12 protein-coding genes are annotated in these 12007 nt (G+C 62.5%); 4 read left to right on the plus strand and 8 right to left on the minus strand.

The features are described 5' to 3' along the window. Positions 1-25: 25 nt before the first annotated feature. Positions 26-406: a MarR family winged helix-turn-helix transcriptional regulator gene (locus tag LB535_RS14075; protein ID WP_224632613.1), complete on the minus strand. Its 381-nt coding sequence runs from the start codon at positions 404-406 to the stop codon at positions 26-28. Between the two features lie 190 nt (positions 407-596). Here LB535_RS14075 and LB535_RS14080 point away from each other — a divergent pair, with 190 nt between their 5' ends. Continuing rightward, complete coding sequence (locus LB535_RS14080; RefSeq protein ID WP_224527552.1) at positions 597-914, plus strand: hypothetical protein; 318 nt, start codon at positions 597-599, stop codon at positions 912-914. A 12-nt stretch (positions 915-926) separates the two neighbouring features. Here the strand turns inward: LB535_RS14080 and LB535_RS14085 are convergent, their stop codons facing one another. The 3 genes from LB535_RS14085 to LB535_RS14095 all read right to left on the minus strand — a co-directional run bounded on the left by LB535_RS14085 (position 927) and on the right by LB535_RS14095 (position 3550). Next, the gene (locus LB535_RS14085; protein WP_224632614.1) at positions 927-1565 is read right to left on the minus strand and encodes a 5'-methylthioadenosine/S-adenosylhomocysteine nucleosidase; all 639 of its coding nucleotides are present in this window, start codon (positions 1563-1565) and stop codon (positions 927-929) included. Between the two features lie 136 nt (positions 1566-1701). After that, positions 1702-2163: a PaaI family thioesterase gene (locus tag LB535_RS14090; RefSeq protein ID WP_140635058.1), complete on the minus strand. Its 462-nt coding sequence runs from the start codon at positions 2161-2163 to the stop codon at positions 1702-1704. 94 nt (positions 2164-2257) lie between these two features. Then, on the minus strand, positions 2258-3550 hold the full coding sequence (locus tag LB535_RS14095) for an RsmB/NOP family class I SAM-dependent RNA methyltransferase (RefSeq protein ID WP_224632615.1): 1293 nt from the start codon (positions 3548-3550) through the stop codon (positions 2258-2260). 333 nt (positions 3551-3883) lie between these two features. On the opposite strand from LB535_RS14095, the gene LB535_RS14100 reads away from it, so the two are divergent. Further along, positions 3884-4561, plus strand: coding sequence for an MIP family channel protein (locus tag LB535_RS14100; RefSeq protein WP_224632616.1), 678 nt, complete (start codon positions 3884-3886; stop codon positions 4559-4561). A gap of 65 nt (positions 4562-4626) precedes the next feature. Here LB535_RS14100 and katG read toward each other — a convergent pair whose 3' ends face one another. Beyond that, the gene (gene katG / locus LB535_RS14105; RefSeq protein ID WP_224632617.1) at positions 4627-6834 is read right to left on the minus strand and encodes a catalase/peroxidase HPI; all 2208 of its coding nucleotides are present in this window, start codon (positions 6832-6834) and stop codon (positions 4627-4629) included. Between the two features lie 173 nt (positions 6835-7007). Between katG and LB535_RS14110 the strand changes: the two genes are divergently transcribed. Further along, positions 7008-7916, plus strand: coding sequence for a hydrogen peroxide-inducible genes activator (locus tag LB535_RS14110; protein WP_224632618.1), 909 nt, complete (start codon positions 7008-7010; stop codon positions 7914-7916). A 123-nt stretch (positions 7917-8039) separates the two neighbouring features. Further along, positions 8040-8462, plus strand: coding sequence for a very short patch repair endonuclease (locus LB535_RS14115; RefSeq protein WP_224632619.1), 423 nt, complete (start codon positions 8040-8042; stop codon positions 8460-8462). 13 nt (positions 8463-8475) lie between these two features. Here the strand turns inward: LB535_RS14115 and LB535_RS14120 are convergent, their stop codons facing one another. The 3 genes from LB535_RS14120 to LB535_RS14130 all read right to left on the minus strand — a co-directional run bounded on the left by LB535_RS14120 (position 8476) and on the right by LB535_RS14130 (position 11877). Continuing rightward, on the minus strand, positions 8476-9612 hold the full coding sequence (locus LB535_RS14120; RefSeq protein WP_224632620.1) for a DNA cytosine methyltransferase: 1137 nt from the start codon (positions 9610-9612) through the stop codon (positions 8476-8478). Continuing rightward, a complete protein-coding gene (locus LB535_RS14125; protein WP_224632621.1) occupies positions 9609-10547 on the minus strand; it encodes a hypothetical protein in 939 nt (312 codons plus the stop codon). The genes LB535_RS14120 and LB535_RS14125 overlap by 4 nt, the downstream gene beginning before the upstream one ends. Before the next feature lie 283 nt (positions 10548-10830). After that, entirely contained in the window at positions 10831-11877 is a 1047-nt protein-coding gene (locus LB535_RS14130) for a calcium:proton antiporter (protein ID WP_224632622.1), read from the minus strand. Between the last annotated feature and the right edge of the window lie 130 nt (positions 11878-12007).

Consider the following 12007-nt stretch of genomic DNA (forward strand, 5'->3'; position numbering starts at 1 on the left):
CAATGGGTTGGCGCGGTCGCGCCGTTCACTTCGATGCTGGTGCTTCTCCCGATGCATCGCCCTGCCCGGCGTCAAGTGAGCGCAAGGCGTCCATCAGCGCCGCGAACCGCTGCTCGCCGATGCGATCGATATAGCTGCGTTCGATCTGAAGCTTGATGCGATCGCCGTCGCGCAAGGCATCCAGGCCTTTGCGCGTATAGCGCACGAGCTTGCCGCGCCCGTCCCGTGGATCGGGCAATCGCTCCAGCACGCCTTCCGCCTCGAGCCCGTCGAGCAATTGCTGAACCGCTTGCTTGGAGGTCGCCGCGCGCTCGATCAATGCCGACTGGCGCGTGCCGTTGCGCGGGATGTGTCCAAGCAGGCCGGCGCGCGCTTCGCTGAACCAAGCGTGGCCGGCGGCCCGCATGGCAGCGGCGAATTCCGCCTGCCAGGCACGGCTCGCCTGCCACAGCCGCCAACCGACGTGATTGGGCAACCCGTCAGTTTTTTCGTCAAGCTCCTTGACCATTTAGTTCGAACTCCGTATAGTCAAGATACTTGACGATATTCTTGGCGTCGAGGCCATTCGAGAAACGCAAACCCCGCGGACAGGAACAATGACGATACTGAACAGGGACACGCTGGCCATTATCATGGTCGGAACCACGCATGTCATCGACATGGGCGGCAAGAACGCCTTCATCCACTATGAAACCGACGATCGGGCGCACATGCTCCTGCCGGATGGCACGCGCTTTCACGGGACCTGGACGCTGCTTGACGACGGCTACAAGGTCGAATGGAAAAACGGCCCCGCCGGCGCGTGGAAACTCGATCATACAGCGGGGGCAATCGACTATATCGATGCGACAGGCGCCTCCCGTGGACGCATTTCACGCATCGATTTCGGCGATCCGCAACGCCTTGCTGCCTGATCCAACCGGCAGTCAGCCACCAAGCAGGCCGCCGCCGATCGCCTGTTCCAGCAGGGCGACGGCCGCGGCGAGCTTCTCGTCGATGACGTGCAGATATTCCGTCCAGTCGTTGACGTGCCTGAGATCGGCCGCGCCGTCGGAAATGCCGCGGAGCCCAATCAGCGGCAAACCGAACAGCTGGCAGGCACGCAGGCAGGCAAAGGTCTCCATGTCGACCATGTCGGCCTCGATGGTGTCATAGGCAACGCCGGAGACGATCGCGCCGCCGGTCGAGAGCGTGGCGGTCTTGATGCCTGGAATGACGAAGGGCAGCGGCACCGACACCGGCAGTTCGAGGAAAGGCGTCGTGCCCTTCTCGAAGCCGAGCGGCGAAGCATCCATGTCGCGATAGCTCACCGACACGGCCTGGTAGATCTCGGTCTGCTCCAGCCTGCGGCTGCCGGCCGAGCCCAGCGAGACGACCAGGTCCGGAAGCGCGCCTTCAGCCTTCAACGCCGCGAGCTCGGCGCCCAGCCTGACCCCGGCCTCGACCGGACCGACCCCGGTCATCAGCGGCGTGAACAGGTTTTTCAGGTGTGGGCCGTATTCGGCCTCAGCCGCCATGACGAAGAGAACGGATTTTTGCGACAGGCGTGACACTTCGACAGTCATGAAGCTTTACCCCTATTTGCTACGACGACGCGAAAGGGACACCGTGCTCTCGCCGCCTGCCCTTCACTATGGCTCCGGGCGTTCGTCGCTCGAAAAGCCCATTTGGGGGCTTTTCGACCGCTGCGTGGACCGCTCCTCACCCCTCTATCCCGTCGCGGCCGACCACCGTCATCATCGTGCCGGTCATGGTGGCGATCAGCTTGGCCTCGCCGTCGGCGGCGAAGGCGTAGGCCTGGCCGTCGGCGACGATGATGGTGCGACCGGGTTTGGTCACGGAGCCGCGGAACAGGAACCGCTCGCCCCTGCCCGGCGCGAGCAGGTTCACCTTGAACTCGATGGTCAGCACGCCCGAATTCTCCGGCATCAGCGAAAAGGCCGCGTAACCGCAGGCGGAGTCCAACGCGGTGGAGATGACGCCGGCATGCAGGAAACCGTGCTGCTGGGTCAGCGAGGCGGAATACGGCATCTCGATCTCGATGATGCCGGGCGTCACCAGCGTCAGTTCGGCGCCGATCGTCGCCATCGCCTCCTGGCGGGCAAAGGACGCCCTGACGCGTTCCTCGAAATCCGGAGCGGGTACGATCTTGGCTGCCGCCATGGCGCTTTTGCCTCACATTGCTGGCGAAGTTTATTGCAGAGCCAGGCAAGACAGGCAATCTTTTATGCTGCAGCGCAACAAAAGCCGGCTGTCTTCAAGAAGCAGTCCTGCGCAAGGCGTGGAGATAGAACCCATCGGTGCCGCTGAGCGCCGGCGACAGCGAGATGCCGCCGCTATCGGCAATGCGCGCGGCCCCTTCATGGTCCGGGAAGCGGCTGTCCCAGAGCTGGCGATGATCGACCGGCGCGAAGCCTTCATGGCGTGCGCGGAACGCGGCGACCTGCTCGCCGTTCTCGGCGTCGAACACCGAACAGGTGATGTAGACCAGCAGGCCGCCCGGCTTGACGAAGGCTTGCGCGGTGTCGAGGATCGCCTGCTGCTCTGCCTTGCGGGCATCGAGCTGCCTTTCCGTCAAACGCCATTTGGCGTCGGGCCGCCGCCGCCAGGTACCGCTGCCGGTGCAGGGCGCGTCGATCAGCACGATGTCCATATGGTTGGTGAGCGGCGCAAGCTCCGCGGGCTTGCTGACGACCTGGACGTTGCGGTTGTGTGAGCGGCGGATGCGCTCGAAGATCGGCGCCAGCCGCACCTTCTCCGCGTCATGGGCGAAGAGCTGGCCCCGATTGTCCATCTCGGCCGACAGCGCCAGCGTCTTGCCGCCGGCGCCGGCGCAATAATCGAGCACCTGCATGCCGGGCGCGGCGCCGGCAAGCGCGGCGGCAAGCTGCGAACCCTCGTCCTGCACTTCGAACCAGCCTTTCTGGAAGGCAGGCTCGGCCTGGACGTTCGGATGCCGGCCGTCGCCGTCGATCGGCGGGATGCGGATGCCGTGCGGCGCGATCGCCGTTGGCGCGGCACCAGTGCCCTGGAGCTCGGCCAGCACCTTGGCGCGATCGGCCTGGAGCGTGTTGACCCTGAGATCCAGCGGCGGGCGCTGCGCCAGAGCGGCGCCTTCTTCGACCCAGGCGTCGCCATAGGCTTGATCGAGCAACGGCGCGCACCAGTCCGGGATATCGGCCCGCACAGCATCGGGCGCGTCGGCCAGACTACGGCTGGCGGCTGCCTTCAGCTCGGACGCGCTGAGCAGCGGCGGCGCGAATTTGTCGCCGTCCAGCGCGTCGTTGAGCGACTGCGCCGTCTGCCCCCACTCCAACAGAAGCGCGCCGAAGCCGATGGCGCGCGGCGTGTCCTCGCCGAACAGCCAGCCGGCTGAGCGTTTGCGGCGCAGCGCATCATAAACGATGTTGCCGATCGCGGCGCGATCGCCGCCGCCGGCGAAGCGATGCGACAGGCCCCAGTCGCGCAGGGCGTCGGCCACCGGCCGGTGGCGCCGGCCGATGTCTTCAAGAACCTCTATGGCCGCCGCCAGCCTTCCGCCCAGTCGCATCCCGTTTTCCGTAGCTGTTACAAATCGGTTCCAGCCCGCTCATAAAGCCTTTCCGGCCAGGATTGAAACAGTTCCGTTCGGTTTGCCGATGAAATGGCGTTTCAAGACCGGCCCATTTGGCCGAACGATTTTTCCGTTGGTGGGAGCCCGAGTCAGGAAACAAGAACAATCGATCAGAACATGAAAGACTTCTAATGTTTTTGATTGACGCCTGCAAGAAAGCAAACCGGCTTAACCTCCAAGCTTTTCAAGTGTTTCCGGCAGGAATACTCTTCCGGTAGTGATTCGCGACGCAGGAAACGCGGTTTCGACGGATCCTATGAGGAGAGGACAATGAAGACTTATCTGGCAGAAGTTCTCGGCACGTTTTTGTTGGTGTTCATCGGCACCGCCTCCGTGGTCACGGGCGGCTTCGGCGGCGCGCTGCCGCTCGGACAGGAAGGCATCGGCCTAGCGTTCGGCATCGGCCTGATCGCCGCGGCCTATGCGATCGGCCCGATCTCGGGCGCGCATCTCAATCCGGCGGTGACGCTCGGCGTGTTCCTGGCGGGGCGGATGCCGGCCAAGGACGTCGTCCCCTACTGGATCGCGCAGATCATCGGCGCCATCATCGCCTCGCTGGCGCTGTGGATCATCGTTTCCGGCCAGGTCGGCGGCCACACCGGCGGCTTCGGCGCGAATGGCTGGGACGAAACGAAATGGGGCATGAGCTCAGCCTTCCTGTGGGAGCTGATCGGCACCTTCACCTTCGTCACCGTGATCCTCGGCGTCACCAACGCCAAGCACACCACCGTCTTTGCCGGCCTGGCCATCGGACTGACGCTGGCGGGCATCCACTTCGCCATGATCCCGGTGACCGGCACCTCGGTCAATCCGGCGCGCTCGATCGGCCCGGCGCTGTTTTCGGGCGGCGCTGCGCTCAGCCAGCTCTGGCTGTTCATCGTCGCGCCGCTGGTCGGCGGCGCGATTGCCGGCGTCGTCGCCAAGGCCGGCGTCTTCGAAAAAGACTGACCGCAGTTCGATAAAGTAAAAGGCGCGGGCATGACCCGCGCCTTTTTTGCTTGGGAGGTACGACCTTATCTCGCGATGTCGAAGCGGTCGGCGTTCATCACCTTCGTCCACGCCTTGACGAAATCCTTGACGAACTTGGCCTTGGCGTCGGCCGAGGCGTAGACTTCGGAGAGCGCACGCAGCTGCGCGTGCGAGCCGAAGATCAGGTCGGCGCGGGTGCCGGTCCACTTGACCTCCTTGGTCTTGCGGTCGCGCGCTTCGTAAACCTCGTCCGAGCCCGGCTCTGACCCGGCCGCCGGATCCCAGACGGTCGCCATCGAGAGCAGGTTGACGAAGAAGTCGTTGGTGAGCTGGCCAGGCCTGTCGGTGAAGACGCCATGCTTGGAACCGCCGGCATTGGCACCGAGCACGCGCAAGCCGCCGACAAGTACCGTCATCTCCGGCGCGGTCAGCGTCAGCAACTGGGCGCGGTCGACCAGCATCGCTTCGACCGACATCGGCAACCTGCCGCGGGCATAGTTGCGGAAGCCGTCTACCTTCGGCTCCAGCGCGGCGAAGGAGGCGACGTCCGTCTGCTCCTGCGAAGCGTCCATGCGGCCCGGCGTGAAGGGTACTTTCACCTCGGTGCCGCCGTCCTTCGCCGCCTTCTCGACCGCGGCGACGCCGCCAAGCACGATGAGATCGGCGAGCGAGACCTTCTTGCCGCCGACCTGCGCGGTGTTGAACTCCTTCTGGATGGCTTCCAGCTTGGCCAGCACCTTGGCGAGCTGAGCCGGCTCGTTGACGTCCCAGTCCTTCTGCGGCGCCAGACGGATGCGGGCGCCATTGGCGCCGCCGCGCTTGTCCGAGCCGCGGAAGGTCGAGGCCGAGGCCCAGGCGGTCGAGACCAACTCGGAGACCGACAGGCCGGAGGCCAGGATCTTGGCCTTGAGCGAAGCGATGTCGGCCTCGCTCACCAGCTCGTGGTCGATGGCCGGGATCGGATCCTGCCAGATCAGCTCTTCCTTCGGCACGAGCGGACCGAGATAGCGCACCACCGGGCCCATGTCGCGGTGGGTAAGTTTGAACCAGGCGCGGGCGAAGGCGTCGGCAAACTGGTCCGGGTTCTGGTGGAAGCGGCGCGAGATCTTCTCATAGGCCGGATCGAAACGCAGCGCGAGGTCGGTGGTGAGCATGGCCGGCGCGTGACGCTTGGAGGGATTGTGCGCGTCCGGAACGGTGCCGGCGCCGGCGCCGCCTTTCGGCGTCCACTGATGCGCGCCGGCCGGGCTCTTCGTCAGCTCCCATTCGTAATTGAACAGGTTGTCGAAGAAATTGTTGCTCCATTTGGTCGGCGTCGTCGTCCAGGTGACCTCGAGGCCCGAGGTGATGGCGTCGCCGGCAATGCCGGAGGCATATTTGCTCGACCAGCCGAGGCCTTGCGCCTCGATGCCGGCGCCCTCCGGCTCGGCGCCCACCAGCGAGGCGTCGCCGGCGCCGTGCGTCTTGCCGAAGCTGTGGCCGCCGGCGATCAGCGCCACGGTTTCCTCGTCGTTCATCGCCATGCGGCCGAAGGTCTCGCGGATGTCGCGCGCCGCCGCAACCGGATCCGGCTTGCCGTTCGGGCCTTCCGGGTTGACGTAGATGAGGCCCATCTGCACGGCGCCGAGATGGCCGCGAAGCTCACGGTCGCCCGAATAGCGCTCGTCGCCAAGCCACTTGGTTTCGGAGCCCCAGTCCACGTCCTGCTCCGGCTCCCACACGTCGGCGCGGCCGCCGGCGAAGCCGAAGGTCTTGAAGCCCATCGATTCCAGCGCGACGTTGCCGGTGAGGATCAGAAGGTCGGCCCAGGAAATCTTGCGGCCGTATTTCTGTTTGACCGGCCACAGCAGCCGGCGCGCCTTGTCGAGATTGGCGTTGTCCGGCCAGCTGTTCAGCGGCGCGAAACGCTGCTGACCGGCGCCGGCGCCGCCGCGGCCGTCGCCGATGCGATATGTGCCGGCGCTGTGCCAAGCCATGCGGATGAAGAGCGGGCCGTAATGGCCGAAGTCCGCTGGCCACCAGTCCTGCGAATCCGTCATGACCTTGTGCAGGTCTGCGATCACCGCATCAAGGTCGAGGCTTGCGAACTCCTTGGCGTAGTCGAAATCTTCATCCATCGGGTCCGAGAGGTTCGACTGCTGGTGGAGAACGGAAAGGTCGAGCTGGTTCGGCCACCAGTCGCGGTTGGTCCGTGCGGATCCATGCGCCACCGGGCATTTGCCAGCGCTGTTGTCGTCGGTTTTCGCGTCCATCTTAGTCTCCCGATTCTGCCGAGGTTTTGCCGTGGTTGAATTTTGCCGAGGTTGATTTTTCCCGAAATTTCGGGGGCAGCCGCTGGCCGCGCCAACCTGGAACGATTCCAGACTAGGCCGGCCTGCCGATAAAGACAAATTGCCTTTCCTGTTTCGTTTGATAGGGTTTTCTTATGATTGGCCTCACCGTCCGGCAAATGCAATATTTCGACGCGCTGGCGCAGACGCTGCATTTCGGCCGCGCGGCGAAGCTTGCCGGCGTCAGCCAGCCGGCCCTTTCCGCGCAGATCGCAGAGATGGAAGAGCGGCTGAACTGCCTGTTGTTCGAGCGCGGCGGCAAGGCGGTGCGCATGACCGACGAGGCGCTTGCCCTGCAGCCGCGTATCGAGCGCATTCTGGCCGACATACGTGACGTCGAGACGACTGCCCGGCGCGGCCGGCCTACCATGCAAGGACGCTTCCGGCTGGGCATCATTCCGACGGTCGCGCCCTATCTCCTGCCGCATGTGTTGCCGGAGTTGAAGAAGCATTACCCTTCCCTTCAGCTCGAACTGCGCGAAGCGGTGACCGCCTCCCTGGTCGAGCATGCGACGTCCGGCCGGCTCGACGCCTTCATCGCGGCGTTGCCGCTCGAGCAGCCGGCGATCGTCACCGAAGCGCTTTTTCCAGACCGCTTCTTCCTTGCCGTTCCCGCCGGCGATCCGGCCTTCGCCTCACCGCCGGTGCCGCCCGAAAGCCCGGCGCTGGAGCGGCTGATGCTCCTGGAGGAAGGCCACTGCCTGCGCGAGCAGGCCTTGGCCGTCTGCGGCAATGTGCGGCCGGTGGCGATGGCAAGCTACGGCGCGACAAGCCTGACAACGCTCCTGCAGATGGTGGCGCATGGGCTCGGCGTCACGCTGGTGCCGGAAATGGCGGCAAGTGCGGCCGGCGTCATGCCGGATCTGAAGATCGTGCCGTTCCAGGAGCCGATGCCGCAGCGCATGATCTGCATGGCCTGGCGGAAGAACAAGGTGCGCCAGGACGAATGCGTGGAGCTGGCGCGGATCATACGCGGGCTGGACCGGGCGGTGCTGGGGGTGTGAAGTCGCACGTTGGTCATGGTCAGCTTTTTGACCCGAACTAGAACTTCAGTCGAGATCCGCTAAATAGCCGCAATCGCTGAAATGCGACATTACATTGAACAACTGCTAACCGGATTACAGAGTATGGTCGATCACGTAGACTCGGTGCGTCGGAGCGCTATTATGGCGAGTGTCCATTCAAAGGACACAAGGCCGGAGTTGATCGTTCGCCGAACAATCCATGCACTCGGGTATAGATTCCGCTTGCACAAACGCGATCTCCCCGGAAAGCCGGATTTGGTCCTGGCCCGCCACAGACTTGCGGTCTTCGTCCACGGCTGCTTTTGGCATCGACATCCGGGATGCAGCAAGGCTTCTCTCCCCAAGACGCACCAAGATTACTGGCGTGAAAAATTTGCTGCCAATCGTGAGCGCGATGAGCGTGTCTATGCGGAGTTGACAACAGCAGGCTGGCGCGTCGAAGTCGTTTGGCAGTGCGAGACGAGGGACAAAGCGCGGTTACGACAACGATTGGCGGAAACGATCGGACGTTATACGAAGCCCTGAGCCTCACACGATCTCACAAATTCAGCATCCCCAGGGCCGCTTTGCCCAAAGATGCCCCCCGCTTCCTAGCAGTCCGAAGGGCCTTCCGTTCCGCGTCACTAAGCTTGTTGGCAGCTTCTCGCCTAGAAGGATCGCCGGCAAGTGCCGCCGCATCGAGTTCCCAGCCCATTTGATCGGCTAAGCATTCGGCGAAAGCACGCGCCATCGGCGGCGGTACGGCGTTCCCGACTTGGCGATATTGCTGCAAGCGTGGGATGCGATCGGGCCACAAGAAGTCATCGGAGAAGCCTTGCAAACGCGCGCTTTCGCGCACCGTTATGACGCGGTGATATTTGTAGTGGACAGGCCTCAGGGGGCTGAAATTCCCCGACCCTGCGCGCAATGTGTAGGACGGGCGGCTCGGGTGCAACCGATCATGGAACGAGCCGCGCTCGCGCTTGCCCGGTTCTAACACGCTCAGCCGCTCGATCATGTCCGTCGAGTGCGCTGTCGGTTCATGATTAAAGATTCCTGTTTCGCCGAATTCTCCTGCATCGGGCAAATCGCCAATCGCTTCCGCAGCCGAGCGGTAGGGTCGCTGAGGCGTTCCATGCGTAGGTCTCGGGAAACGTACTTGTTGCTTCCCCTTTAAGCCAAGAATCACCAAGCGTTTGCGATTTTGCGGCACACCGTAATCGGCAGCAGAGATGACACGGTGATCGACCATATAGCCAAGTGCACGCAGTTCAGCCTCCACTTGGTCCAGAAACTCGCCGCCCGAAATCGCGACAAGATTCGGCACGTTTTCAAGCATGAACGCCGAAGGCTTCAGTTCATCCACAATCCGAATGAAGTGCCCAACAAGATCGGCGCGAATGTCTCGCTTGCCCTGCCGCTTGCCTGCAATAGAAAACGGCTGACAGGGTGGGCCGCCGATGATGAAATCGGCGCGTTCGATCGCCGCGCGCTTCAGCAGCTCGGTCCCGGACGCAACGTTAAGGTCAGCAACGAAGCCTCGACTGCCTCGATACACGTGGTTGTAGTTATATACGTCAACTGCTCGCGTATCGAGTTCATAACCCGCCGCGACACGAAGGCCCGCGTCGAGAAATCCCGTCGACAGCCCACCACATCCAGCGAACAATTCAATTCCTGTCGGCATCGTCGTCATTGCTTCGGTACACCGGTTGCGCGAATCATGGCGATTTGAGCCTCCGACGTATTGATGGCGTAACTAGCCGATCGGACGATACGAAGTTCGCCTGGCCGGGTCGCAACATTGAATTCGATAAGATGAACAGCTGATTGGTAGTCTACCTTGAGCGCCAATGGCCGAACTTTAAGGCCAGGATAATAGTGCGCGGCGTACTGGATCATGTTGAAAATCTGCACGCGATTGAGTTCATCAGAAACCGCCTTCGCCTCAATCGGAAAGATGACGGGGACTTCATCTTCGCCTGCTGCTATGCCTACATCAATCGCGTCAAGTTCGGCTTGCCCCACGCCAGGTACACTTTTCCGAACGTGCGAGCGCAGGCGGTATATCTTCATGCCTGTGAAATGATCGAGCAAATTGCAATAGCCGACGACGGACAGCAGCGCCTGTTCGTCCATTTCGGCCATGGTTTCCGGCAGCAATCGCCGTACCGGCATCGGAGTCTGATCGATCGCTGGCGTTAGTTCGTTGATCGGGGTGTCGATGATCCCGCTCGATGCCTTTTCGAATTGATAGCGTCCGCGCCCCACGGCGCGCAGCACATGAAAACCTTTATCGAGAATCTCTTTTGGAAGAACGGTCCGCGACCGCATACGATAAACCACATCGGCCGGATTGCGGGAGGATATAGCGTTGGGAGTATTAGAGACAGCTCGGACGGCTTCGACGGCCGTGCGAACATCGTCAAGCGAAAACACCACGGTTGCCGCGCCCGGCCGCCAACGATCCTGAAAGAGTTTCAAGATGACAGGTACGTAAACTTTCGAATTGCGACCATGGGTTTGGCGGCTCTTCCCTTTCGGCTTGGCCATGGCGGGCGTAACGGCGTCGGCCTTCGTGGCTCGGCGCCGTTTCGGTTCTGTTGTGTCTAGATCTTCCCCATTGCTCATCTATCCCTCATACAACATTCGGAACAAAATAGGAACATGCCTTTCTGCAAATGGTCGCACACGAATCAGAAACTGCGACCGTTAACATAACGACGGTTTTTCCTGCGTTGTGAAGCGGACGCATGTTTCCATCGTGCGACATCCGCCGTTGGCACGAAGTGAGAACTCCGCTCCTTCACGCCGTCTTCTGCGCCACCAATCCCAATTCCTCGAACACCGCCTTGTGCATCAGAAAATTCCGCGGCCTGCCGATTGCTCGGCAACCGGTGTGGGTTAGCAGCCTTCACGGCACAAAGATCAGAAACACATAGGTGAAAAACACCACGACATGCACCATGCCGGTCAGGAACGTCGTTCTTTCGGTGCTGAAGCTCACGCTGCATATGAAAAGCGCCAGCACCAGAAGCACGGCATCGGACGCCGGGAGCCCCAAGGTCAACCCCCTGCCCGTCAGCAGGCTAGCGGCGGCGACTGCCGGTATCGTCAAGCCGATCGTGGCGCAGGCCGAGCCCATCGCGACGTTGAGGCTGCGCTGCAGCTCATTCTTGAAGGAGGCGCGGATCGCCGAGATCGCCTCCGGCATCAAAACCAGCGCCGCGATCATTGCCCCCACAATGCTGTCGGCCTGGGTCACCTTGTAGGCAGCGAGCGCATCCTCCACGCTCGCGGCGACCTGCTCGGCGAGCAGGACAATGCCGACGAGCCCGCTCAGCAGCAGCAGGGTGCTGATCAAAATGCTTCCTTGGGTTGCAGTTCGCGTCGGAGCGTCGTGCGCCTGTCCCTGGACGAAGTCCTCCCGGTGCCGGACGGTCTGGGCGAATACGAAGCTCGCATAGAGCAGCACAGAGAGAACGCTTACGAAACCAAGCTGAGCCGCCGAGAACGTGCCGGGATCCGTGGCCTGGGTGTAGGTCGGAAGAATAAGCGTCATCACGGTCAGCGCGATCAGAACCGATAGGTATGCGCTGGTGCCTTGCCGCAGGATCGCCTGCTTGCGGTAGCGCCAGCCGCCAAGCGTGAGACAGATGCCGACGACGCCGGTGGAGGTGATCATCACCGTCGAGAAAACGGACTCGCGCGCCAGCGTCGGGTTGTTTTCTCCATGCAGCATCATGGAGACGATGATCGATACTTCGATTGCCGTCACCGCAAATGTCAGCACCAAAGTTCCATAGGGCTCGCCCACGCGCAAGGCGACTGCCTCGGCGTGGTCGAGCACGACGAAAATGGTGGTGAACATGATGGCGCTCGACAGCACCCCAACGAGTATCCTGGCGTTCAGTGACCCTTCGTCGACCGAAAGGCCGCTGCCCCTGACCGCGAAAGCCATAGCCAGCGCCGCCAACGGCATCGTGTAGGAAATCACCGATCGCCCGTAGCCAGTCATCGAAGCCCCCGAATGCCAGGCGTTTGCGCGAACTTAGCGGAAAAGCGCGTGGGGAGCACCTCTCACGGGCATC

Source organism: Mesorhizobium sp. CA10 (assembly GCF_020165285.1).
Taxonomy (GTDB): domain Bacteria; phylum Pseudomonadota; class Alphaproteobacteria; order Rhizobiales; family Rhizobiaceae; genus Mesorhizobium.

Coding starts and splice junctions, on each gene's coding strand:
- LB535_RS14075 (WP_224632613.1), bottom strand. CDS start 406: ATGCGGGCCGCCGGCCACGCTTGGTTCAGCGAAGCGCGCGCCGGCCTG.
- LB535_RS14080 (WP_224527552.1), top strand. CDS start 597: ATGACGATACTGAACAGGGACACGCTGGCCATTATCATGGTCGGAACC.
- LB535_RS14085 (WP_224632614.1), bottom strand. CDS start 1,565: ATGACTGTCGAAGTGTCACGCCTGTCGCAAAAATCCGTTCTCTTCGTC.
- LB535_RS14090 (WP_140635058.1), bottom strand. CDS start 2,163: ATGGCGGCAGCCAAGATCGTACCCGCTCCGGATTTCGAGGAACGCGTC.
- LB535_RS14095 (WP_224632615.1), bottom strand. CDS start 3,550: ATGCGACTGGGCGGAAGGCTGGCGGCGGCCATAGAGGTTCTTGAAGAC.
- LB535_RS14100 (WP_224632616.1), top strand. CDS start 3,884: ATGAAGACTTATCTGGCAGAAGTTCTCGGCACGTTTTTGTTGGTGTTC.
- katG (WP_224632617.1), bottom strand. CDS start 6,834: ATGGACGCGAAAACCGACGACAACAGCGCTGGCAAATGCCCGGTGGCG.
- LB535_RS14110 (WP_224632618.1), top strand. CDS start 7,008: ATGATTGGCCTCACCGTCCGGCAAATGCAATATTTCGACGCGCTGGCG.
- LB535_RS14115 (WP_224632619.1), top strand. CDS start 8,040: ATGGTCGATCACGTAGACTCGGTGCGTCGGAGCGCTATTATGGCGAGT.
- LB535_RS14120 (WP_224632620.1), bottom strand. CDS start 9,612: ATGACGACGATGCCGACAGGAATTGAATTGTTCGCTGGATGTGGTGGG.
- LB535_RS14125 (WP_224632621.1), bottom strand. CDS start 10,547: ATGAGCAATGGGGAAGATCTAGACACAACAGAACCGAAACGGCGCCGA.
- LB535_RS14130 (WP_224632622.1), bottom strand. CDS start 11,877: ATGGCTTTCGCGGTCAGGGGCAGCGGCCTTTCGGTCGACGAAGGGTCA.